The organism is Dyadobacter sp. AC419, assembly GCF_979253085.1.
In genome coordinates this window covers 115,225-138,610 of the sequence record NZ_CEEDCD010000015.1, presented here as the reverse complement: position 1 = coordinate 138,610, position 23,386 = coordinate 115,225, and the positions used below count along the sequence as shown (strand labels likewise).

At 45.2% G+C, this 23,386-nt stretch carries 25 protein-coding genes and 3 pseudogenes; 10 read left to right on the top strand and 18 right to left on the bottom strand.

Annotated elements, in window-relative coordinates; translation table 11 throughout:
* The first annotated feature begins 25 nt into the window (after nucleotides 1–25).
* The 3 genes from AC0IYG_RS07940 to iolE are packed head-to-tail and all read left to right on the top strand — an operon-like array spanning nucleotide 26 to nucleotide 2,798.
* On the top strand, nucleotides 26–664 hold the full coding sequence (locus AC0IYG_RS07940; RefSeq protein ID WP_471710560.1) for a thiamine pyrophosphate-binding protein: 639 nt from the start codon (nucleotides 26–28) through the stop codon (nucleotides 662–664).
* Nucleotide 665: 1 nt separating this feature from the next.
* Nucleotides 666–1,892: a thiamine pyrophosphate-dependent enzyme gene (locus tag AC0IYG_RS07935; protein ID WP_471710559.1), complete on the top strand. Its 1,227-nt coding sequence runs from the start codon at nucleotides 666–668 to the stop codon at nucleotides 1,890–1,892.
* 3 nt (nucleotides 1,893–1,895) lie between these two features.
* The gene (gene iolE, locus AC0IYG_RS07930) at nucleotides 1,896–2,798 is read left to right on the top strand and encodes a myo-inosose-2 dehydratase (protein WP_471710558.1); all 903 of its coding nucleotides are present in this window, start codon (nucleotides 1,896–1,898) and stop codon (nucleotides 2,796–2,798) included.
* A gap of 109 nt (nucleotides 2,799–2,907) precedes the next feature.
* Here the strand turns inward: iolE and AC0IYG_RS07925 are convergent, their stop codons facing one another.
* Complete coding sequence (locus tag AC0IYG_RS07925) at nucleotides 2,908–3,147, bottom strand: DUF433 domain-containing protein (RefSeq protein WP_471710557.1); 240 nt, start codon at nucleotides 3,145–3,147, stop codon at nucleotides 2,908–2,910.
* Nucleotides 3,148–3,322: 175 nt separating this feature from the next.
* Between AC0IYG_RS07925 and AC0IYG_RS07920 the strand changes: the two genes are divergently transcribed.
* The 3 genes from AC0IYG_RS07920 (at nucleotide 3,323) to AC0IYG_RS07910 (ending at nucleotide 6,925) form a co-directional block, all read left to right on the top strand.
* Nucleotides 3,323–4,777 (top strand): S41 family peptidase, encoded by a 1,455-nt coding sequence (locus tag AC0IYG_RS07920; RefSeq protein WP_471710556.1) that lies wholly within the window; start codon nucleotides 3,323–3,325, stop codon nucleotides 4,775–4,777.
* Nucleotides 4,778–4,932: 155 nt separating this feature from the next.
* Nucleotides 4,933–5,436, top strand: a complete 504-nt coding sequence (locus AC0IYG_RS07915) for a hypothetical protein (protein ID WP_471710555.1) — start codon at nucleotides 4,933–4,935, stop codon at nucleotides 5,434–5,436.
* A gap of 16 nt (nucleotides 5,437–5,452) precedes the next feature.
* Entirely contained in the window at nucleotides 5,453–6,925 is a 1,473-nt protein-coding gene (locus AC0IYG_RS07910) for a gliding motility-associated C-terminal domain-containing protein (protein WP_471710554.1), read from the top strand.
* Between the two features lie 29 nt (nucleotides 6,926–6,954).
* On the opposite strand, the pseudogene AC0IYG_RS07905 reads toward AC0IYG_RS07910, so the two are convergent.
* Nucleotides 6,955–7,939, bottom strand: a pseudogene (locus tag AC0IYG_RS07905) (acyl-ACP desaturase).
* Between the two features lie 143 nt (nucleotides 7,940–8,082).
* On the opposite strand from AC0IYG_RS07905, the gene AC0IYG_RS07900 reads away from it, so the two are divergent.
* Nucleotides 8,083–8,820, top strand: coding sequence for a lysophospholipid acyltransferase family protein (locus AC0IYG_RS07900; protein WP_471710553.1), 738 nt, complete (start codon nucleotides 8,083–8,085; stop codon nucleotides 8,818–8,820).
* A 131-nt stretch (nucleotides 8,821–8,951) separates the two neighbouring features.
* Nucleotides 8,952–9,380 (top strand): hypothetical protein, encoded by a 429-nt coding sequence (locus AC0IYG_RS07895; RefSeq protein WP_471710552.1) that lies wholly within the window; start codon nucleotides 8,952–8,954, stop codon nucleotides 9,378–9,380.
* A gap of 49 nt (nucleotides 9,381–9,429) precedes the next feature.
* On the opposite strand, the gene AC0IYG_RS07890 is transcribed toward AC0IYG_RS07895, so the two are convergent.
* Entirely contained in the window at nucleotides 9,430–9,888 is a 459-nt protein-coding gene (locus AC0IYG_RS07890; protein WP_471710551.1) for a GNAT family N-acetyltransferase, read from the bottom strand.
* Nucleotides 9,889–10,025: 137 nt separating this feature from the next.
* Between AC0IYG_RS07890 and AC0IYG_RS07885 the strand changes: the two genes are divergently transcribed.
* Nucleotides 10,026–10,238, top strand: coding sequence for a hypothetical protein (locus AC0IYG_RS07885; RefSeq protein WP_471710550.1), 213 nt, complete (start codon nucleotides 10,026–10,028; stop codon nucleotides 10,236–10,238).
* A gap of 1 nt (nucleotide 10,239) precedes the next feature.
* Here AC0IYG_RS07885 and AC0IYG_RS07880 read toward each other — a convergent pair whose 3' ends face one another.
* The 14 genes and pseudogenes from AC0IYG_RS07880 to AC0IYG_RS07815 all read right to left on the bottom strand — a co-directional run bounded on the left by AC0IYG_RS07880 (nucleotide 10,240) and on the right by AC0IYG_RS07815 (nucleotide 22,044).
* A complete protein-coding gene (locus AC0IYG_RS07880) occupies nucleotides 10,240–12,090 on the bottom strand; it encodes a glycoside hydrolase family 9 protein (protein ID WP_471710549.1) in 1,851 nt (616 codons plus the stop codon).
* 27 nt (nucleotides 12,091–12,117) lie between these two features.
* Nucleotides 12,118–12,357 carry a Dabb family protein gene (locus AC0IYG_RS07875; RefSeq protein ID WP_471710548.1) on the bottom strand — a complete coding sequence of 80 codons (240 nt, stop codon included), beginning with the start codon at nucleotides 12,355–12,357 and terminating at the stop codon, nucleotides 12,118–12,120.
* Between the two features lie 44 nt (nucleotides 12,358–12,401).
* Nucleotides 12,402–12,530, bottom strand: a complete 129-nt coding sequence (locus AC0IYG_RS07870; protein WP_471710547.1) for a hypothetical protein — start codon at nucleotides 12,528–12,530, stop codon at nucleotides 12,402–12,404.
* A gap of 7 nt (nucleotides 12,531–12,537) precedes the next feature.
* Nucleotides 12,538–12,714, bottom strand: a complete 177-nt coding sequence (locus AC0IYG_RS07865) for a hypothetical protein (protein WP_471710546.1) — start codon at nucleotides 12,712–12,714, stop codon at nucleotides 12,538–12,540.
* Between the two features lie 36 nt (nucleotides 12,715–12,750).
* The gene (locus AC0IYG_RS07860) at nucleotides 12,751–13,230 is read right to left on the bottom strand and encodes a DUF6934 family protein (RefSeq protein ID WP_471710545.1); all 480 of its coding nucleotides are present in this window, start codon (nucleotides 13,228–13,230) and stop codon (nucleotides 12,751–12,753) included.
* Nucleotides 13,231–13,322: 92 nt separating this feature from the next.
* Nucleotides 13,323–14,349 (bottom strand): annotated as a pseudogene (locus AC0IYG_RS07855) (DUF6807 domain-containing protein).
* A 43-nt stretch (nucleotides 14,350–14,392) separates the two neighbouring features.
* Nucleotides 14,393–15,733 (bottom strand): Gfo/Idh/MocA family protein, encoded by a 1,341-nt coding sequence (locus tag AC0IYG_RS07850; protein ID WP_471710544.1) that lies wholly within the window; start codon nucleotides 15,731–15,733, stop codon nucleotides 14,393–14,395.
* Between the two features lie 26 nt (nucleotides 15,734–15,759).
* Complete coding sequence (locus tag AC0IYG_RS07845) at nucleotides 15,760–17,127, bottom strand: 3-keto-disaccharide hydrolase (RefSeq protein ID WP_471710543.1); 1,368 nt, start codon at nucleotides 17,125–17,127, stop codon at nucleotides 15,760–15,762.
* 263 nt (nucleotides 17,128–17,390) lie between these two features.
* Nucleotides 17,391–19,053: pseudogene (locus AC0IYG_RS07840) on the bottom strand (RagB/SusD family nutrient uptake outer membrane protein).
* 44 nt (nucleotides 19,054–19,097) lie between these two features.
* A complete protein-coding gene (locus tag AC0IYG_RS07835) occupies nucleotides 19,098–19,325 on the bottom strand; it encodes a hypothetical protein (RefSeq protein WP_471710542.1) in 228 nt (75 codons plus the stop codon).
* Complete coding sequence (locus tag AC0IYG_RS07830; RefSeq protein WP_471710541.1) at nucleotides 19,312–20,433, bottom strand: TonB-dependent receptor domain-containing protein; 1,122 nt, start codon at nucleotides 20,431–20,433, stop codon at nucleotides 19,312–19,314. The genes AC0IYG_RS07835 and AC0IYG_RS07830 overlap by 14 nt, the downstream gene beginning before the upstream one ends.
* Nucleotides 20,405–21,211, bottom strand: a complete 807-nt coding sequence (locus tag AC0IYG_RS07825) for a hypothetical protein (RefSeq protein WP_471710540.1) — start codon at nucleotides 21,209–21,211, stop codon at nucleotides 20,405–20,407. The genes AC0IYG_RS07830 and AC0IYG_RS07825 overlap by 29 nt, the downstream gene beginning before the upstream one ends.
* Before the next feature lie 28 nt (nucleotides 21,212–21,239).
* Nucleotides 21,240–21,560 carry a hypothetical protein gene (locus tag AC0IYG_RS07820; protein ID WP_471710539.1) on the bottom strand — a complete coding sequence of 107 codons (321 nt, stop codon included), beginning with the start codon at nucleotides 21,558–21,560 and terminating at the stop codon, nucleotides 21,240–21,242.
* 151 nt (nucleotides 21,561–21,711) lie between these two features.
* On the bottom strand, nucleotides 21,712–22,044 hold the full coding sequence (locus tag AC0IYG_RS07815) for a hypothetical protein (protein ID WP_471710538.1): 333 nt from the start codon (nucleotides 22,042–22,044) through the stop codon (nucleotides 21,712–21,714).
* A 32-nt stretch (nucleotides 22,045–22,076) separates the two neighbouring features.
* Here AC0IYG_RS07815 and AC0IYG_RS07810 point away from each other — a divergent pair, with 32 nt between their 5' ends.
* On the top strand, nucleotides 22,077–22,211 hold the full coding sequence (locus AC0IYG_RS07810; RefSeq protein ID WP_471710537.1) for a hypothetical protein: 135 nt from the start codon (nucleotides 22,077–22,079) through the stop codon (nucleotides 22,209–22,211).
* A 654-nt stretch (nucleotides 22,212–22,865) separates the two neighbouring features.
* On the opposite strand, the gene AC0IYG_RS07805 is transcribed toward AC0IYG_RS07810, so the two are convergent.
* Complete coding sequence (locus tag AC0IYG_RS07805) at nucleotides 22,866–23,039, bottom strand: hypothetical protein (RefSeq protein ID WP_471710536.1); 174 nt, start codon at nucleotides 23,037–23,039, stop codon at nucleotides 22,866–22,868.
* Nucleotides 23,040–23,386 lie beyond the last annotated feature (347 nt).

The following is a 23,386-nucleotide window of genomic DNA, read 5'->3' as shown; positions in this document are numbered from 1 at the left end:
TATTTCAAGCAAAATCATTAACAACATGACCAGAAGACTCACCGTAGCGCAGGCTACGATCACATTTTTAAAGAACCAGTTCATCGAGCGCGACGGGGTTGAACAACCCTATTTTGGCGGCTGTTTCGGGATTTTCGGGCATGGTAATGTGGCCGGATTGGGCCAGGCTTTGCAGGAAAACCCTGATTTTCGCTACTATCAATGTCGGAATGAACAGTCCATGGTGCATACGGCTGTGGCTTATGCAAAAGTAAAAAACCGGCTCGGCGCATTCGTTTGCACGACTTCCATAGGCCCCGGGGCCACGAATATGATTACGGGTGCAGCATTAGCAACCATTAATAGGCTGCCTGTTTTGCTTTTGCCGGGCGACATTTTCTCGACCCGCGAACCTAACCCGGTTTTGCAGCAATTGGAAAGCGCTTCGACCCAGGATATTTCGGTGAATGATTGTTTCAAACCCGTTTCCAAATACTGGGACCGCATTAACCGTCCCGAACAGCTCATTTATTCCCTTCCCGAAGTAATGCGCGTGCTCACTTCGCAAGCCGAAATGGGCGCCGTAACATTATCCATGCCGCAGGATGTGCAAACACATGCCTATGACTTCCCTGAAGAGCTTTTCAAGAAAAAGAGTATGGCATATCGGCCGACCACGACCTGATTTGACCACATTACAAAAAGCCGCAGAATGGATTAAATCTTCCAAAAATCCGGTCATTGTTGCGGGCGGTGGCGCCATTTACAGTGACGCTTGCCAGGTTTTAGAAAATTTCGCGAGCAAAACAGGCATTCCGGTTGGCGAAACATTCGCGGGAAAAGGCGCGGTCCGTTATGATGCGCCTTACAGCATTGGCGGCCTTGGCGCAACGGGAACGAAATATGCCATTGACATTGCCAATCAAGCAGACATTGTGATCGGCATCGGAACGCGTTACAGCGATTTTACGACGGCTTCCAAGTCAATTTTCAAGAATCCGGCTGTTAAATTTATCAACATTAACATCAGCGAATTCGATGCTTTCAAGCACGCTGCGCTGCCGGTTATCGGGGATGCGAAGGCTGTTTTGGAAGAGTTATCGGGCTTATTAGGCGATTATGAAGTCGATTCAAATTACCGCCAGCACATCGCTGACATCAATAAAGCATGGGACAATGAAGTTACCCAGATTTATGCGGAAGGAAACAGCACAGTTTCTCCTATTGATCAGGCCGTTGTGATCGGGACATTGAACAGCTTTATGGACGACCGTGATGTGATGATCAATGCGTCTGGGAGTGCGCCGGGCGATTTGCATAAGTTATGGCGTGCGACGGACCCGAAAAACTTCCATCTGGAATATGGCTTCTCCTGCATGGGCTACGAAATTGCTGCTGGAATGGGCGCTAAAATGGCCGATCCGACGCGGGAAATTTATGTAATCTGTGGCGATGGCGGTTATCTGATGAACAACCATGAGATCGTTACTGCAATCCAGGAAGGCATTAAATTCACGATTTTGTTATTAAATAATAATGGCTATGCCAGCATTGGCGGGCTTTCCGAAAGCATTGGCAGTGAACGCTTTGGCACCATGTATAAATATCGGGATGAAAATTCAGGACAGCTTTCCGGCGATTTCCTTCCTGTGGATTTGGCTAAAAATGCAGAAAGTTTAGGTGCTAATGTCATCCGCGCGACGGATCGCACATCTTTGGAAAATGCTTTGGCTCAATCCAAAACAGCGGACAGGACAACGGTTATTTACATTGAAACCAGCCTTTACCGCACCGTGAAAGGTTATCATGCCTGGTGGGAAGTGCCTATTGCGGAAGTTTCGACTTCGCCGAGCGTGCAAAAGGCATTTGAAACGTATAAAACAAACAAAAAAGAACAGCGCATTTTCCTTTAAGTCATGAATTTCGAGAACATTAAACTAGGCGTTGCGCCCATCAACTGGACCAACGACGATATGCCCGAACTGGGCGGTGAAAATACATTTGAGCAATGCATAAGTGAAATGGCCTTGGCTGGCTTTACGGGTTGCGAAGTCGGCAACAAGTTTCCGCGCGATACGAATGTTTTGAAAAAGGCATTGGAATTGAGGGGATTGCAGATTTGCAATCAGTGGAATAGCTACGAACTTACGACCAAAACATTCGCCGAAAACCGCGAGAACTTCACAACATTACTTGATTTTCTTGACACCATGGGCGCAAAGGTGATCGGTGGCGGCGAAACTGGAAACAGCTGTCAGGGCCAGATGAATGTGCCGGTTTTTGAAGGAAAAGGCATGTTGAAAACCAAAGAAGAATGGAACAGCTTCACATTCGGTTTGAACGAACTTGGCAAAATCGCCCGTGACCGCGGCATGAAGCTGGCTTTTCATCACCATATGGGAACCTGTATTCAGACTATTGAAGAAACGGATCGCTTATTAAATGAAACTGATCCCGAAAACGTCTTCCTGAACTATGACTGCGGACATTTCCATTTTGCAGGCGAAGATCCGACGGCGGCGCTTCAAAAATACATTGGCCGCACAGCGCACATTCACTTAAAAGACGTCCGCCCGAATGTGCTGCAACGCGTTCACGACGAAAAACTGAGCTTCTTAACCGCAGTAAAAAGCGGCGTTTTCACCGTCCCCGGCGACTCCGAAGGCTGCATCGATTTCCCATCCCTTTTCGCCATCATCAAAGAAAGCGATTACATCGGCTGGATCGTCCTCGAAGCCGAACAAGACCCAGCAAAAGCGAACCCATTAGAGTACGCAATGATCGCCCGGAAGTTTTTCAAAGGATTGACAGGAATTTGAGAAAACAGCAACTTACATTATCGCCACCGGCCCAAGCGGCAGTCTTGATTTTTTGAGATAAGCGTGGACTTGTGGCGATAATTTTGTTAGTCTCTTTGGTAAGTTTTCGTCAAGCAGCAGCTTCATAAAGTGCTGCTATGTTCTTTGAAGAAGTTATTTTACTTGCGATTTCCAAAAGACCAATCGCCTGATCCTTGGTAACCGTCGGAAAATCGTCCAGAAATTCATCCAGCGAGACACCAGCTTCCAAATGACCAAACAATGACTCAATCGGCACACGCGTTCCGCTAAAAACGGGCTGGCCGTTCAGAATGTCATTATCGATTGTTACTATTTGCTTAATGTCCATAGTCACGTTTTTTCACTTGCTGTAAATTTAAACAAAATTCACACTTATTAAATCTCAATTAAATTGCACTGATTTTCCCCATTCAAAGCCAATCCTAACGCCACAAAAAACCAGTGACATACGTATTAACAGTGTAGTTCGTTGAAAGAACTTGAATTTTCAACAACCTGCTAATATGTTAATTATTAAAAAATTAAACCTTCTAATTGCACTTGCGTTTGCGGTGACGGTTGTCGGTTGTAAGGATAAAGACGTTCAGCCTGACGTCCTTACGGCTGCCGATACAACCTCTGTGGCGGATCGGAAAGCAGTCAATGCGTGGCTGTATGAGGTCATGGACGATGCATATTTTTGGTATAAAAATCTTCCTGCCGAGGCTAGCCTGGATGCCACTTTAAGTCCTTACGATTATTTCGAAAAACTGGTTTATCAACGCCAAACTGTCGATCGTTTTTCGGCTGTGACGGATGATATCGATGCTTTGCAAAACGAATTCAATGGCGTAAGCAAAATTTTCGGGATCAGTTATTCGCTTTCTTACATTGACGACGGCAAGTCGAACATTGCTGCATTTTTGAATTATGTCGTAAAAGGAAGCCCGGCTGCGACGGCGGGTTTGAAAAGAGGCGACATTATCCTGAAAGTGAATGGGACTCAGCTGACACAAGCCAATTATGTGTCGCTTTTGAGCGGCAGCGAAACCGTAAATGTGACGCTGGGCGCCGTGCAAGACAGTAAAATTGTGGCGACAAACACCACTTATTCAATTACAAAAGCAGAGGTGAGCGAGGATCCGGTGGCGTTTTCAACGGTAATTTCCAAACCTGCGGCTGGCAAAACGATCGGTTATCTGGTCTACACGCAATTTGTGCCGGGAAGTGCGGCTGACGCGGACAAATATGACAATGAACTGCGCCAGGTCTTTGCTGATTTCAAGGCAAAAGGTGTAAACGAACTCGTTCTGGATCTGCGACTTAACTCAGGCGGATACATCAGTTCGGCAAACACATTGGCTTCGCTGATCGGCAAGAATGTGACGGCTTCCAAGATTTTTTACAAAGAGCAATGGAACGATAAATACATTGCTTACTGGCAAAAACAGAATGGTGCGAATGCCCTTAACTACACTTTCCAGGCTGAACCCAACAACATTGGCAGCAATCTGAACAGAGTTTTTGTACTCACTTCCAACGGAACAGCATCTGCTAGTGAATTAGTAATCAACGGATTGAAGCCTTACATGAATGTTATCACCATTGGAGAAAACACGGCAGGCAAAAACCTTTTCGGTTCCTTGATCAGCGACGATCAGGAAAGATGGAAATGGGGTGCATATGTAATGCTTGGACAGACAGCCAATGCGAATGACGAATCGGATTACGGAACGGTTGATGGAATGACTCCGGATTACATCGTTGAAGATTCGAAAGTCCCTTACAGCCCGTTTGGTGACGAAAATGAAACGCTTCTCGCAAAGGCATTGCAAGTAATGGGTGTTCCGGCGCTTGCAAATGGCCGGGTTGCAGCGGTGAAAACAGTTGAGCCGTTCCGGAAATTGCTTCGCGATGACCTGAATTCCCGCAAAAATCTGATGATTAAAGATGGTGTGAAAAAGGCCGTTAACCTGTGACTTTCCTTTTATCCAAGCAGCAAACGAGGTTTCGAATAGGGACCTCGTTTGTTTTTATAAGGGGATAAGTCTTTAAAAAAACGGGATTTAACATCTAGTTAACCGGATTTGACGTAATTTTAGTTTGTTCCTGTATTTTCCGGCCTCGGCTGACTATGAAAATAAGATTACTACTCCTCTTTTTTTGCACATTATATCAATTGCCTGCTGTTTTTGGTCAGGCTGTTAAACATACTTACCGCTTTTACAAAACACTGGAAGTTTCCGAGCCAGAATGCGGACCTGCTCTTCAGCCGGTAAAAGCTTTGGGACAATGTCCTGCTCCGGCCTCAGACGGCAGTTTCGTGGCCGATGTCCTGCCTTGTGGTGTTCGGCGGAATGTTTATGAAAACAGCCTGAATTGGGGATTAATGTATCCCAACACTGAAGGCGCCATTACCAATAATTACACCATTCAGATGTATATCAAACCCACTGACTGGGGTGTAACATGGGCTCGGATCATTGATTTTTCAAATGGTGGTTCGGATCAGGGCATTTATTTTAAAGACAGAAACGGCTCAAAAGACCGCTGTATAGATTTTTATCCCTACGGCATTGCAGGCGCTTGTCCGTTTTTCAACACAAACACTTATTATCTGCTGACATTTACCGCGTAACGGGCAGACCGGAATTATGGATGTGTATGTGGACAATATGCTTTTTGCGTCTTACAACGATGCCGACGGAAGATATGTGGGGAAAGCCGGAACGCCAATTTACATTTTCAGGGACGACCAGTCCGTTTCGTGCGAATCTGGCCGTGCGCGATTTGGGTATATGTCGTTCAGTGACCAGTTTCTTTCCAAAAGTGATGTTGAAAAATCTTTTAGCGAAATATGCTTTACGGCCAACATTAATCCCAATGCTGACTTTGCGATAATCCCTGATAATATCTGTGAACGCGATAAAAAGGTTGACATAAAATATACGGGAACGATTCCTGTTCCTGGCGACGGTTACACATTTGAATGGGATTTCGATGGTGCAAAAGTGCTTTCCGGTTCGGGAATGGGGCCTTTTGTTGTAAATTGGGAAACCACGGGCAACAAAAAAGTGGCGCTTAAAATCACTAACATCAAGTGTAACAACTCCATTACCAACATTAAGGATGTGTTGGTAAGCCATCTCAGCTTCACCACTGACCTTATTCCCGGCACATGTGACCAGTCCAGTGACGGCACGCTAACCATCAAACCGGAAGGCGGGCAAACTCCTTACCAATATTCCATTGATTCAATCAATTATCAGCCCAGTGAAATCTTCAAACTGGCTCCGGCGGACTATAAAGTCTATTTCAAAGATGGTAATGGCTGCGTGCTCAGTAAGCCTGTAAAAGTTGAGTTTTCAAGCAATCTCACAGTTCAGACCATCGCGGACACGACCATTTGCGCAGGTGATCCGGTGCAGTTGAGGACGACGAGTAATGCGCAGAATTTTGTGTGGGAAGCTCAGCCAAGTCTTGATAATCCGAATGTCAAAGATCCGGTTGCAAGTCCGACCGTTGAAACGCAATATGTCGTAAATGCGATTTTGGGCGTATGCAATTTGCGGGACACGGTTAATATCCGCATCGCGCCAGCAATTGAAGTCAAAGTCACGCCGGACGCGACAATCGAGGCAAATGTGCCATTTCAACTCATCGCTTCTTCTCCGCAGGTTACCAATCTGAATAATGCCCAATTCCTGTGGTCGCCACCGGAAGGACTCAGCAATCCGGCGAGCCCGAGTCCGATTGCTACATTGCAGCAGGATCAAACTTTTACGGTCGAAATCACTTCCGGAATGGGTTGTTCGGGGCAGGCATCGGTGAATCTTCGGGTGATACGCCGCGAGAAATTGAATGTTCCCACTGCCTTCACACCAAATGGAGATGGCAATAATGAAGTGCTAACGCCGGTTTTAAATGAAATTACAAGTTTGAATTATTTCAAAGTCTATAACCGCTGGGGCCAGCTGGTGTTTTATACAAAAGAGTTAAACAAAGGCTGGGACGGAACATTTAAAGGCAGCCCTGTGACTTCGGGTGCCTATGTATGGAGTATCGAGGGAATTGCCAGCGACGGAAAAGTCTTGAAGAAAGACGGAACTGTGCTGCTTATCAAATAAAAATGTCAGCCGTTGAGGCTGACATTTTCTTATTTAATCCAACTGAATTCGTATTGCAGCTCCGGAATCCTTGTCCGGTCGGCGATTCTTTTTAACCTGTCCGGAAGCGCCATCAAGTAGTCTCTGGCTTTCTCCGCTTTTTCGTTAATGTTCCTTACCGCGCCTATCTCCCACTCGATCAGCAGACTGTCCAGGATTTCAATGTAATCATTGGTTGTGTAAACGCCTAGTCTTTGCGCTGCATCGGAGAAATGGGAAAATGTATCACCCATTTTCACACCTGATTCACGAAGGAAATGTGCAGGCATTACAATTTTTTTCCGCATCATATCTTCCAACGCCAGAAGCAGCTCGGATGGATCAACTTCAAGAATGCGGCGAACGAAATCTTTGTACGCTTTTGCATGGCGCATTTCGTCTGATGCGATCACTCCGCAGATTTTTGACAAATGCGGGTTACCAAATTTCTTGGCAAGCGTCGCTGTTCTTCTGTGCGAAACATTGGTTGCCAATTCCTGAAATGAAGTGTAAATAAAGTTGCGATACGGATCGCGGTCTGTGCCAATGTCAAAACCGTCAGCGATCAGAAACTGCGTCGAAACCTCCATCGCACGCATATTCACGCGCCCCGACAGATACAAATATTTGTTTAAAAGGTCGCCATGACGGTTTTCTTCTGCTGTCCAGCTCCGCACCCACGCTGCCCATCCCGAAGGATTTTCCACCTGATCAACGCCGATAACGTCCATCAACCACGATTCGTAAGTGGGAAGCGCTTCTTCGGTGATGGTGTCGCCGATGAGCACTGCAATGTAGTCGTAAGGCAGCTCGCGGCAGCTTTCCTGCAATAATTTTACTTCACTGAAAAAGTTTTCGTCACTCGAATCGGGTAAGAAATCCGACGGTTGCCAATTCTCCTCAATCGGCTTTAAAATATTCCGTCATCAGCACATTCAGGTCCTTTCCTACATGTTGCATGACTTCAAGTCTTTCTGCTGAAAGTGCGCTATCCATTATATTTTCTATTTTAATGCTCTGTTTGTTAATTTACAAATTACGTGAATTTAATGTAAGTTTTGAATGACTTTTATCATTTCACGGCCCAAAAATTAGAATATTCACGGCAGTTTTAAACTATTTTTGCAGAAAAAACCCGGATGAAAAAAATCGTTGACTACATTCTTAGTGCTATCTACTTAATTCATTTTGGTCTTTCTCTGCTCGTATTTCATGTTTTTCAGGTAATTGCTTACAATGTTTTTGGCAAAAAGACCCATAAAGTAGTCGTTGATTATCTCAACTTCTTTTTAACATTCGGATTATATCTTACAGGCGCCCGGATCACACTCAAAAATCTCGCTGATATTCCTGAAAACCGTGCGATTATATTTGTTGCCAACCACCAAAGCACATTTGATATTCCTGCAATCATCTGGTTTTTAAGAAAATACCATCCCAGGTTTGTCTCAAAGATTGAACTTGCAAAAGGCGTTCCCAGCATTTCCTATAACCTGCGTAAAAGCGGCGCAGCACTTATCAACAGAAAAGATGGCAAGCAGGCTGTAACCGAAATTGCCCGACTTGCGAAATTGACCCATGACGAAAAGACGTCTGTCATTATTTTTCCGGAGGGAACGCGCACCGCGAGCGGCATTATGAAACCATTTGTCCCGGGCGGCGTCGCGACTTTACTCAAACGCGCCCCGGATGCATTGATTGTTCCGATCGCAATCAACGGCACGGGTGCATTTAATCCAAAAGGAATTTTTCCGCTTAAATCATTTTCTCATCTCTCCTGGACCGTCCTTCCCTGCATTGAACCAGCGGGAAGAAAGGCCGAAGAAATTCTTTCAGAAGCGCAGGAAGCCATTCGTGTTTCCATTTCTACGCGCTAAACTGCTGATTATCAAAACATCCCTTATTGCTGTTTAAAGGCTGCTTTTTCCCTTAACAATCATTAACAAGCGCCTTTTAAACCTATGTCTTTTCTGGCCCTCTAACCCATGAACTTAAAAATTTATTGGTCATGAAAAAGATATTTTTTGCAGTCGCATTCATCGCATTAGGTTTCACAAGCGCATCAGCACAATACAGCACACGTCACAGCAGCCGCGATCGCTATGAAGGTGAATATCGCCAGGGAGGTGAATATCGCCAGGGAGGCACGTCTGAGATCAACCATTTGCAGCGCGAAGCACGTCAGCAGATTGCAGCCGGCATTAACCGCGGAACACTTTCCTCCCGCGAAGCGAATGCGCTGATGAACCGCTACGACCGCATCCAGGAACGCGAACGTGATTACAGCCACCGCGGCCGGTTATCTCCTGAGAGAAACCCGAATTCTTCGCGAAGATCTGCACCGGTTAATGGCCGACACGCGCAGAATGAGCGAACGCAGAGGCGAAGGCTGGGCGCGCGACCGCAGAGACAGATACTAGTTTTTAATGGCAGTTGAAGGTTTAGGGTAATGCAGAAACCATCTGGTCGCTTGACCGGATGGTTTTTTATTTGTCGTTTTTAAAATAACGGACAAGTTTTACATGCGACTTTTCAAACCCTTCACGCTGATAAAAGCGGTGTGCCTGCTCCCGGACATTGCGGGAAGTGACCTCCATCTGAATTGCACCCATCCTTTTTGCATGCGCCGTGACATGCTGCATAAGCGCCTTTCCGACCTGCTGAGAGCGATATGCAGGTTCCACATACATTTCTTGTATTTCTGAAACCAATGCCGCGTGATGCAAAAGTGGTTGAATGTGGCAGCTAACCATGCCGACGGGCTTAGCGTTTAGTTCAGCAAGAAAATAGCGGATATTAGGGTTTTTAAGATTTGTATCAAAGGCAAAATCAAACCCTGCAACGTCCATTTCCATATTTTCCAATCCGCATATCATCGCGTAAATGACTGGTTTGTCATCACTCGTAACTTCCCGGATTATCAGCTTATCTGTTTCCATATCCATCCTGGCCTCTATTTAAGATCTATAAGCCTAATTTAAACAAAAGCGGTTCTATCTAAATGTGTAGAATTAAGTGAACAAACGAAACGTATATGCGCCGGGAACGGAAATTGAGCATGACATTAAAAATCGAGACAACTATGAACACGCAATCAAACAAAGAAAATGTAGAGGGCGGCTCCCCCACACACGGTGGCCCGAAAGGTGATGTAAAACAAGATCCGGACACTGACAAACCTTCCAAAACCCTCAAAAAAGAAGCGGTTAAGGAGTCAGAGGAAGAAAATATGACTGATAATAAAGGTTATAACGAAACGCCGCCGACTGTTCCCGTAAAGTCTACAAAACAGTAAGCTATTTTGCTTCGGATAATGCTTCAATAGCAGCAGACAAATACACAAAAGGCGCATTCCAGTTTATTGCAATCTCATTGGACGCGTAAGAGCAGTCATTATCTGTGAAGGATTCGTCCGCAAATTTACTGGTGTAAGTCGTGCATTTATCCTGCTGTCCGGGATTCGGTCCGCCCGATAAGAGACCCGGAACTGGATCCGCAATGCCGTCCGCCACGGACGGACGGTGATGCGGATGCATTACACGCTTGGACCCGTAGCCTGTCAGAAACGAGTAACCAGTCGCATTCCGGCCCAGCAAATAGTCCAGATTTCCTTCCGCAGCCAGCTTGTATTTTTTATCGTTTGTTAATTTATATGCATAAAGCAATGCAATGCCCTGATTAGCTGCCACTGAACTGCTTCCCCACGAATAATCTTTCGCATTTTTGCCCATTACAGTGTGGTAAGGCTGCTTTTCAAGATCTGCCAGCAAATCATTGGCATAGGAAATAACATTCTTTTTCAGACTGTTGGCAAGCGTTGCATCTGTTTTCAGATCATTGGCAAACCGGATCAAAGTGTAATATCCAAGCACCTTCACCTGGCTCCAAGTCGGCAATGGCATCGGCTTTTCAGTTTCCAATGCAATGTCCTGCAGATAATCAGACTTCTTCGTCAGCGCATACATTTCAGCAGCTGCCCAAATCCATTCATCTTTCGCATCACGGTCGCCATAAGCCCCCGTAACCACATCCGGATCCAACTTCTTGTTCATTTCCTCCTGATTATAAAGCACACTCGGATTCTTTTTCGACCATTCCCATCCATTTACGGCAGCTGTCACGCAAGAGTCGGCGAGCCCTGGAAATTTGTTTTCAAAGCTTTTGAAGATCCTTGCAGATTGCGCCATTACAGCCACAAAATCCAATGTCGCGGTGGTCGTTTTCTGAACCACATAACGTGGGTTTTTACAAGCATCCGGCATGATCATTCCGTCGAATCTTGGATTTGTCAGCTTATGATAAACGCCTCCATCCGCCGGATCCTGCATGGTCAGCATCCAGCGCAAATTCCACAATGCTTCATCCAGAATGTCCGGAACGCCGTTGTTGCTTTCGGGAATGTTAGTGATAAAATTTTCACAAAATGCAGGATAATCCTCGTACAACGAAAGCAATGTGCCCATCGTAATTCCGGAATTGACAATGTATTTGTTGTAATCTCCGGCATCATACCAGCCTCTGGGTGAACTGATTACTGCATTCTCAGCACGCCCGGGCGAAACCGCAGACGCATGAATAAGCACCTTATCATCCGGATGACCAGCGGGACGCGCCCATTTCCCGGCAAACTTTTCGGGTAATGCTGTGGAAACTCTCTGGTAATAAAAACCTTTCAGCGACGCAGCAGCGACTTCCTTGTAAACCTTTGGCTTTATTTCAAATGGTGCAGATTTGCCCAAATCCGGAACCTCAACATAATATTTCCCAGCTTTTTTTAACTCAGAAAAGTCAGCAATGCGGCTGATCTTGCCTGAATGCTGATTGGTTCGCGGCTCGCTGAGCTTCCCTTTGAAGACGGATTTGCCAGTTGAAGCATCTTTGAGCTCGAATGTTGCCTGCTTATCCGTTAAGACAATCGCAATTTTTTGTCCACTCGGATAAAACCCGATCTGGTTCAAGCGAATGGGCTCCGGAATGCCTTGTGCAAAAATGGGCTGTGTAAAATCCGCAAAAATCGAACATGCAAAAGTGAAGAGTATTTTGAATCTGAAACGGAAATGTTGCTGCATATGCTTATAAAGGATCGAAAGATTTAGTAATAAAAGCAAAAAGGCCAGCTGTTTACCGCTGGCCTCTCCAAATTTCATTTCTATCTATTCAAACATTATGATCACTTATCCGACATTCTTGGGGCCAACTGAATCATATACAACGACTTTTTCCCAGAGATGAGAATAGTCCTTGATGAAATCGAGGTGGATGGGATGGGTCTGGTAAATTTCTTCTTCAATGATGTTTTTGAAAAAACACATCCAGGAAGAGGCGTAATCTCTTACTATAACGGACCGGCTTGTTTCAGCTGGCTTGCCAATGTGCACATATTGAATGGTCGGCACTTTCGCCAGCTTGTTCAACCCTTCCAAAAGTTTCGCCTCATCCTGCGCATTATTCGGATCTTTCAGATAAAGAAAACGTGGTGAATGAACAGTTCCTTAACTCTTTCCGGCTCAGCGGCCAACGGCGAAATCGAAGCAATCGTCGCCAAACCGGCATTTTGTAAAAACTTCCGTCGAGATTTGTATTTCATGTCTTACTTAGGTGAGCGAATTGCCAGAGCTGCGTTTCAAAAACTCTTTTGGGATTGGGTTGGCTAGTAAGAAAGCTTTTGCTTCTTCTGCTCTTTTAGCAAAGTGAGCTTTGATTATTTTGATCTCACTTTCATCAAAGACTATTTTCTGCTGCTTTTCTTGTATTGGCCGTGTAGTGTCCATAGTGTTGTCATATTTTGTTTAAGCTAAAAATACATATCATTTGAGAGATAACAAAAAGGCATCATAGTTAATGCCAGGTTTAAAGTCTTCCCACTCACCTTCCCAAAAGCCGAAGGGTTCGGTGATTGCACTGCTCTCAGGTTTATCTTTGAAGCCCTGAACTGCATACTTTCCTTCTAAATCTCTCAAGAACTTATTGATGCCCATTTGATACTTTCTTGTCCTGATTGGGCAGCTACCCCTTGCGAAAAGACTTTCGGCGGGGTTTTTATCTAAAAAGTGCAAAGCTGTTTTGGCTACCGTAACAAGGATCTTGTCCGCATCACCATTCCTTGTTTGTATGGAATCATCAATATTCTTACCAATTGGATCCCAAACACCGAAGCCTAAGTTATAAACGCCAGCAATGAGCGGCATAAACATGATAGCCATGCTTATAATGCCATGTTTTCCAATGCTATTAAACTGATAGAAATGATGATCCAGCCTGGCGACAGGGTAATGCTCTTGCTTCATTGTTATATAGTGTGTGATTTATTCGCAATAATAAACAAAAAGAGCCACAGTTTCCTGCGGCTCTTTTGCAAACGATTCATTAATGCTTATGACTACTTCGTCTTCGCGTAATCGGCTGCCATGGCGTTGATTGCATCGTCCTTCAGATGTTCTGAGGCGATTACAAGCCGGTAACGGAATGTTGTGGATTCACCTTTTTTCAGCTTGAAATTGAGTGTTTCCTTTCCTTCGCTTAATGCTTTCATTCCCAATGGGTTTACAGCAAAAAGACCATAGCCACGCGCATGCCAGTAAGCCGGGTAACCCACGTTTTTCGGGGTGATCGATCATGGCTACGCTGATGTTTTCATCTTTGATTTTTCCTGTCAGATTACACCAGATTGCGCGTTTGCCCCAAACTGCTTCACCTTCCACGCCATTGCTGTTGCGGTAATTTCCGGTTATGCCTTCATTATTCATCACCGGCACTTTCGTTGCAATGCCGCTGGCGTCTGTGAAAATTTCCGGTTTATTGGAAGGCAATTCCAGTTCACGTGCGACACGAATGGCGAACATGCCGTCTTTGATATCCGGCATTGCCACCTCATCCAAAACCGCGGTCAATGTTGTAGCGCGGTCAATGATGCGCTGGTCGCCTTTGCCGCTGAAATGATATGTGGTCGTTTCCTGCAAAGTCAGCACGCCGTTTTTATCTTTCCAATCCGCGGTAACAACGAGTTCACCTTTGTTTTTTCCACTTTTCATGGATTTGATTCCCGTGTGAATAATCGTTCCGTAGGCGCGTTTTGCGTGATCAACCGCGTCAGAATTGTTCCAGTAATCGTTGCCGTTTACATCTTCATAATTCAGCCAGATGCCGACGTGGTGCGGATGATCAACGCGTTCGCCGGGTCTTGGATCCAGCGGCCAGCCTCTCGTGATCAATGTTCCCCTTGCAGTCTGAACAGGATAAAGCACTGCTTTTTTGAGCTTGTCTTCACCCGGATAAAAATAGGCTGTGAACAGTTTTCCATCCACTTTAACCTCGACCTTCTTATCCTTTTCATTATTTACCAGATCAACCTTTTGAGCTTGAACCACTCCACTTATTGCAAAAACGGTCAATGCAGTTGCTGCTATATTTTTTGTTATAACATTCACTTTCACAAATGATTAGATTAAACTAGCTTAAAACGATCTCCTTTTTCTTTGGATCCCAGCTAACGCGCTTGCCTGTATGCAATGCCTGCGTCGCCATAATGTTCGCCACCGAATGGTTAAATCCAACGCGCGCCGGTGCATTGCTTTCCTTGCGGCTGCGGATACACTCCATCCAGTTGCGCATGTGCAATGAAGTCATCGGATCGGCGCCTGTGTTGGCATCCGTAGCAATTTTATCACCCGTTTTAAGCGCCATTTCCGGAAGCAAATTTGCTTCTAGACCCATTCCTTTGGCATCCCTTTCCTTCAATCCACCCTCAGGAGTGATTTTATTGGTGTCCAGATTGATCATCCCGCCATTGGAATAGTAATATTCTTTCACGCCACCTGCTTCATTGTTGAAACGCGACGAGTAAATCACCTGGAAGCCTTTTTCCTTGTTATCAAACGGACCATATTCAAATGCTGCGCTAAACGTGTCCACATTTGTCCGACCGTCTTTCCAAGTGTAAATGCCGCCATTTGCAACAACATTACGCGGTGCGTCAAGTCCTGAGAACCAGTGCACTGTGTCGATCTGGTGTGCCATCCATTGTCCTGGAATTCCCGAAGAATATGGATAGAAAAGACGGAATTCAAGATAATAGCGCGGGTTCCAAGCCACTTTCGGACGGTTCATTAAGAAGCGGTCCCAGTCCGTGTCTTCTTTTCTGATCTGAGAAACCAGCTCCTTACGTCTCCAACGGCCCGGCTGGTTCACATTCCAGGTCATTTCCACGGTTGTAATGTCACCGAATTTGCCAGACTTAATGTATTCGTAAGCCGCCCAGTAATTGGGTGCACTGCGACGCTGCGAACCCACCTGAACAATCTGTTTTGACGCCTCAACTGCTTTCAAAGCAACTTTCGCATCTTCCAATGTTTCGGCAAATGGTTTTTCAACATACACATCACGTCCCGATTTTACTGCTTCTGCACAATGCAAAGCATGCTGAAAATCGGCCGTGCTGATGATAACTGCATCCACATCCTTTCGTCCCAGCAATTCTTCGTTATTTCTTGCTTTTGCAAACTCAGCAGAAGCATAAGGCTTGCCTTTCATAAACGCCTCAGCTTCGTCTCGACGGCGATTCCAAAGGTCAGAAACGCCCATAAATTCGAAGTTGAGCTCTTTGGCATGATCTGAAAAACTTGGCGCAAGCGAACTGCGGAAACGGTCGGAAAAACCGATTATGCCCACGCGAACACGGTCATTTGCACCTAAAATCTTACGGTAACTGGCTGCACTGAAAGCATTTGAACCAACGGCAACACCCGCCGAAGCCAGCGCTGCATTTTTTATAAATTCCCTTCTGCTAGTCATAATATTGATTATAAAAAGTTAATTGATCATTTCATTTCCTTCACTTTCAGACTGCGGAATGACACATTGTCCCCGTGATCCTGCAAGAGCAAATTGCCATGCTGAGAAAGGCCGAAGCCTTCAAAACCTTTGAACTTCGATTCTGCCACAAAATCCTTGAATTGCTGCGAACCGCGCACATATTCAACCACTTTGTAACCATTCAAAAAGTGCTGAACCGTGCCGTCCTTTTGTACAACAATGCGGCCCTGGTTCCATTCTCCTATCTTTTTTACGGCATTTTTTGGTCGGTCGGCAGGAATTACGTCGTAGAAAGAAGCAATGGTGCGGTTACCGTTTTTACCCAGTTTCGCATCCGGATGTCTCTCATCATCAAGCACCTGATATTCACAACCAATGCCCGATTTTCCACCCGAACTAAACTTCTGATCTACAAAATATTTAACTCCGCTATTGGCGCCCTCTGTCAGTTTAAAATCAAATTCAAATTCGAACGCAGGGCCGTATAATTTCTTGGTAACAATGTCATTACCCGTTTCGGAACCGTCTGATTTTGAGATTGTGATTGTGCCGTCATTGTAAGCCCAGCGCTTATTTGGAAAATCGGTGCCGCCGTATGAACGCCACTGATCCGCTGATTTACCATCATAAAGCAATGTATAACCTTGTGCTTTTTCCGCTTCGTTTAATGAATTGGGAATGAGATTGACGATGCGAATGTTGCTCGCAGGACTTGGTTTCAGGTCTTTGGTCTTAATCCTCACATTTTTCCAGCTCACCTGCGTTCCTTCAAGATCTTTACTGCCAATGGCGTGCACTTGCAGACAAATAAACCCGCTCGGCGTCATGTCATCGATCACATGCGCAACCGGAACGCCATTCAGGAAAGTGCGGATTGAACTGCCTATGGCTTCAATGCGATATTTATTCCATTCATCTTTTTTAAATGCTTTTTTTCCTTCCGGATTCAAATCCAGCGGATATAACCAGCCGCGGCGGGCTTCGTCATAAATCCCTGCTGAGTAAGCGCGGTCACTTGGGTCAATTTCAACCTGGTAACCATGCACGCGGCCGTTTTGATATTCCGGCGTTGACAAGCTGCGGATTTGAATTCCGGAGTTCAGCTTGTTATCGACTTTCACATCGCATTCAAAAATGAAATCACCGTAATTCTTTTCAGTTGTCAGGAATGAATTCGGCGTGTCTGTAACGGATGTGCCAACTATGGCGCCATCTTTTACTTCGTATTTGGCTTTTCCATTCAATTGTTTCCAGCCTGTCAAGTCTTTCCCGTTGAAAAGATTTTCCCATCCGTCTTTCGATTTCTGGGCATCCGCTAGGGAAATGGTCATTGAAAGCAGTAAAATAGTCAGCGTTAACCTGTTTTTTCTCATTGTAAAAAAGACTCTATTGAATAAGTAATCTAAGTAACGGGCTCCTATCAACTTCCGTACATTATTAATATAAACGACATTTTTGAATCGCCACCCCTACAAATCGGATGGTGATAATGGAAGTTATAAGCTGCCGGTTGTCATGCGTTTTTATTCCCAAAGCCTTCATGCAGCAAATGCTACCCGCTTTTTAGCGAGCATTCCCATCATGCAAAAGAGTTGTGCTCTCACATGATGGGAATGTTGAAATGCTTTGTGCAATCTTAATATCCGGGATTCTGCGGGAATGCAGCTGCTCCACCCTCCGTTCTGTCAATTTGTGTTTGCGGAATCGGGCGCACCAAGTGAATTTCTTTCACATTCGGTGCAGCTTGAGGATTGTATTTCTTAACACGCTCGACAAGATTTCCCCAACGTTTCAAATCCATCCAACGGGTTTGCTCTCCTAAAAGCTCGCGTCCACGCTCTTCCATTAGCATTTCCATGTTCATATCCGCCTGTTTGATCTCCATAGCGGCTGTTTTTCCGGCAAATGCTGCACGGCGACGAACCATATTAATAGACTCGGTCGCTTCTTTCACTTTTCCAGTCAGTAACTGTGCTTCTGCAAGCATTAAATACGTGTCAGCAAGTCGGAAACACATATAATCTCTGCTTCCAGGCTCGTAAGTCCGGTCAGGGCGCAATGGGTCAAGAAATTTTTTCAAAGTTGGAAACAATGCTTCGTCATAGCGGCTTGGCACCAAAATCTGATATGGCTTTTTCGCTCTTTCTGCCAGCGGCATTTCATAACCTGGAATAAATATCGCCGTATCACCCGCTTTATAAGTCACCTCAGTTTTTGAGTTGTCAAACACGTTTGTAAACTTGCCCGGGTTGTTCGCAATCCAAGTGTCTTTGAAAGTTTTCTTGTAACGTGAATCGTTCACGCGATCTTTGAACACCGTTTCAAGCGTGTATTGCGTTGGACGAAGCCTTTTGAAAGGGCGGCCGTTCAAGATATCGCGCACCATTCCAGCCTGCACGTCATATTGCATTCCAAAATAAAGGTGAAGGCTGTTACCCGTTCCATTGGTCAACGGTATCCGTTGTATACTGCACCGAGAACACAACCTCATCATGGTTTTGATTTGACTGATCAAAAACACTCGCAAAGTCTGGCAGCAATTTGAATGTGTAATTATTGATCACACTCGATGCGTAAGTCGCTGCTTTGGTATAATCATCCGCAGCTTTTGAACTCGAATTGCCTTTGGCCAGATAAACTTTTGCCAGCAAATGCTCAGCGGCAGGCTTTGTAGCACGACCATAATCTGTTGCTTTTGCTTTGGCTTCAAGATCAGGCAATGCAGATTCCAGATCCGAAATGATGGCTGCATAAATCTCTGATTCCGGCGCGCGGGAGGTTTTTTTGGTTGGCAAAATCGTTTCCGTAAGTCTCAAATCAACCCCGCCATATTGCTGCATTAAAAGGAAATAATAATGTGCACGCAAAAACTTCATTTCCGCCACGCGCATCTTTTTCACCGCATCAGACACTGTTGCTGCCGGAGCACGCTCGATCACGGCATTGCAAACATTAATTCCACGATAAGTCTCGTCCCAGATCGTCGCCAAGTAATCAACCGTTGGCTGCAATTGTGCGTCGTAAAAGTGAAAACCTTTGTAACCGCCATCTGCGCCGGTCGCATAAGGGTCCGTTCCGAACTCCGTCATGGTGAGCCCTTGCTGGGTTCCGTAATAGTTGCGCAATGATGAATAGGCCGATTTCGCTGCGTCTTCAAAGCCCTTCGGCGTGTTAATGTAGTCATTGCCAATGCTCGAAATTACTTCTTCATCAAGCAGGTCGCTGCAAGACTGGCCCATGAGCATAAGCGCCATAAGGCCAATGTATTTATATGATTTCTTAATATATCCGAATCTCATTTTCTTAAAAATTAAATGTTGTTACCAGGACTTTTCAGCATTGATCAGAACTTCACATTAAGTCCGATCGTGGAAACGCGCGTTGCAGGTGTTACGCCAGATCCAATCGTTGTGTCCGAAGTTTCAGGATCCACACCATTGTATTTTGAGCGATATTTCGACCAGATTTTTGGCTGCTGAATGCTGGCAAATAAGCGAAGCGATTCAAGTCCCAGTCTTTTGGTAAGCTTGTTTGTGAATGTGTATCCGAAGTTGATGTTACGGATTTTCACTGAATGAGCCATCGTAATAAATGATCGCCTGGTTGTTAACCGGAAACTCTTGATCCTTATTAGGTTGCGGAAATTCGTTGGTTGGATTGTTCGGCGTCCAGTAATCCACATACATTTGCTGGTAACGGCCTGCCAATGCATTGTTGTCTCTATGGAAACCGCTGATGATCATTTGTCCTTGTCTTGCATAAATAAAGAACGAAAGGTCAAATCCTTTGAAATTGAAACGGTTAGTGATCCCGCCGCTCCAATCCGGCACATCCGAGCCCAGTTTCTGACGGTCATCTGCATTGATCTTGCCATCCGGCTGACCAGTTAACTGGCCATCAGAACCACGTCCGTTTACGTCCGCAACCTTGATCTGTCCAACGCGGCTTCCGTATGATTTGGCTGCATCCGCTTCATTAGTCTGCCAGATTCCTGCTTTTTTGTAATCAAAAAACTCTGACAATGGATAGCCAATAAACCATTTGTTACCCAAATCATCCACAGCACCATTATATAGGGAGATAATTTCTTCTGTATTTTTAGTAAACTGGAAATCAGTGGTCCATTTAAAACCATTTTTTGTGTTCACGTTAATCGTAGAAACACCCAATTCAATTCCCCTGTTGCGCGTTTCACCCACATTACGCGTCACTGCATTGAACCCGATTGACGCAGGCAACTGATCAGAAAGCAGCAGATCGGTGGTGTTGGTTTCATAAACTTCAAGCGATCCCTGCACGTGTCCTTTGAGGAAGCTAAAATCGATTCCGACGTTCTTGGTTGCAGAAGATTCCCAACGCAAATCAGGGTTACCGATTGCGCTCGGACGTTGTCCGTAAGCTGGAGTGTTGTCAAAAGCATAAATTGTTCTGCCCAGCAAACCTTGTGTCTGGTAAGGCGCAACGCCCTGGTTACCCACAGAACCGTAACTAACACGAAGTTTCAACAGATCCAGCCAGGAAACACCTTTCATAAAAGGCTCATTGGAAATGTTCCAGCCCAATGCAACGCCCGGGAATGTTCCGTATTTGGTATTTTCTCCGAACCGGCTTGATCCGTCACGACGTGCTGTAACCGTTAGGAGATATTTATCATTGTAATCGTAGTTGATACGCGCCATGTAGAGAGTTCAATGTCCACGGAATCAGCACGCTACCCACGCCTAGCACTGCGCTTGCATTGCCTACATTATAAAATTGCTGCGTCTCAGCCGGCACGCCCTGAACAGAAACCGTATTGGCTTCAAAATTCTCACGCTGAACAGAATGCAGTGCAGTAATGCCCAAATTGTGTTTCGATGCAAAGGTTTTGTTATAAGTGACAATGTTCTCCAGCGTCCAGTTAAAGCCATATTGGTTGTAAATAGAAGCCTGAGGATCACCGCCTTTTCTTGCATTGGTTTGCGCACCAATGAAGCGTCCGCCGCGCTCAACTGCGAAGTCAGGACCAAAATTGATACGGTATTTCAAGCCTTCAATGATCTTGACCTCTGTATAAATGCTGTTGAAGATCCTGTATTTTTTGCGTTCGTCAACCTGAGCACCCGGCACGATTTCAGCTAACGGGTTTGTCAAAAGCGCATCATTAGTAGGCGCAAAAATGATCTTGCCTGCATCGTCATAAGCCCGGCCCAGCGGGTTTTGGTTTAATGTAAATGAGTATGGATTAAGATCCTTACCGTTTCTTACTGAGTACATTAAGTAGGAAGAAATCCCAACCTTTACGCGGCTGTTAATGTTGTGGTCAATGTTGGCACGAAGCGAAGTTCTTGTATAATCCAATCCTTCCGAAATTCCTTTGTCTCTGAAAAATCCGCCTGAAATGTAGAATTGCGTTTTTTCGTTACCGCCTTGCACCCCCACAGAGTGGTTTTGCTGAAAGCCCTGGCGCAGGATCATATCCTGATAATCTGTTGTGCGATTGTTTTTAATCCCGGCTCAATCGAACAGCTTCGAATAATTTCGAATCTGCAAAAGCATCCACTTGTCCGGTTGGAACAGGATTTCCGTTGGCATCTTTATAAATGCTTCCTGATGCAATGCCGCTGGCGTGACTCGCGCATATATTCGGCGAATATAATTCAGGACCATTGAACAAACCAATTTTATCCAAAGCATCCGTAACACCCACATAAGTATCGTAGCTGATGATCGTCGTTTTTCCTTTGGTCGCCTCACCTCTTTTTGTGGTGATCAGCACGACGCCGTCGGCACCTCTCTGCACCATAAATAGCCGTTGCAGTCGCATCTTTCAGGATTTCACGTGGACGCAACATCATTCGGCTTCATATCTTCATAACCACCTGACACAAAGTCGAATGGACGTGTCGACATTAGTTCGTTCCGGTCACCTGCCAAATGGAATTCCGTCGACAACATACAACGGATTATTGCCCGCATTAACTTGAGCGGCGCCCGCGAATCAAGACTTTTGGAGCAGAACCAGGCTTGCTACCCGACTGCGAAGAACATCGACCCCGGCAACGCGTCCCGGCATAGCCCTGACCAATGTTCGTAATGGGCATTTCACTGATTTGTTTGGAAGAAACGGAAGAGATCGCACCCGTCGTCTGGCTTTTTTTCTGGCTACCGTAACCCACAACCACCACTTCGGTAAGCGCCTTCATATCAGGATCTAATTTCAGCTCCACCACACTTTTTGCACCCACCGCGTATTCCTGCGTAATAAAACCAACTGAGGAAAATACCAGCACGGCGCCATTGTCCGGCACATCAATCTTGTAGGCCCCGTCAACATCTGTATTTGTTCCGCTTCTGTCTGCCTTTCAACACAACCGATACACCAGGAATGGGCGTATTGTCTTCCGAGGAGGTGATTTTTCCGGACACCGTTTTGTCAATGGAAAAAACGTGGCTTAAAGTTTGGGCGGTTCAGTGAAAATGCCTGGGCCGACACCGCCCGACACCATCATGGCTGCCATGGTCCAACGCAGGGCGTTGTTGACCGGTACTGGTAAATCTTCTTTTCATACGCATTAATGGAGATTGTAGGTTCTGACTGTTAATTGCTGGACGACCTTTTTAAAATACCCTTAAAAAAGTTATATTTTTTATCAAAATAATATTATAGTAAATTGCCGGTTACAATAGAATGGTTACATAACCGATCATTTACTTCATTTTAAGGGTGGCTTAGGAGGAAGCAGAAGCGTTCCGAATGATATTGATATTTTAATAACTACATTATTTGTCAAGATAATACAATTCGGAATTATTGGTCGAGAATAGAAATAAGGAAAGAAATCCGGAAATGAATCGTCAATTTTATTTACGCAATCGTTATCGGGAACGTTGCCAATGTATGCTTCATCAAATATTTAATTGTAAAATATCTGCACGAGGCATCAATAAAACGGTTACAAATCCAAAGAGAGATATCTCAATTTTGTACTATAACATTATACTGGGAAATTAAAAAGGACTGAAAATGAGCAAGATCAGCTCATTAAGGAAAAGAATACAAAAACAAGCAGAATGATAACGGCCATGGAAATCAGCCCAACGATAATGCCAGTCGGTTTCGTGGACTCTTTCATACGCTAGGCTGACCCGGTTCGCGTTCCTTAATGCCTTCAAGCGAACTGCGAATCCGGCCCCAAATCGAGTTCACTTCCTGGCTTGAGAGCGAGTCAGACTTCCAGTCAGACGCCATAAGCACCAGTTCGCGCGCTCTTGCGACCGTTTCCCGCATGGCGGGATATTTCACGATCCAGCCTTCCCAAAATGACCGGATAGGTGGATCATCGGGGAAACCGAACCCATCTAATGAATAGGTTTTCCATCGCTAACTCTTCTGCCGATAACTCCGAAAACGGTTTCATTTCAAGCGCTTAATTAATTCAAAAGGCCAATTCCTTCTGCTGTCAAATCCACAAAGCCAATTTGCAAAAAGCGTCTTAAAACGACTGCACCGGAAGATCTGCGAATTTTAACAAATAAGATCTTTTGTCAGGGTTTATACTCAAAATCCCTGTCTGAATCCACCCCTCCTTTTTCCGCTTACCGTTTAAACATGTTCTATGGCCGATAAATAAAGCGTTTGGGAATGCGAGC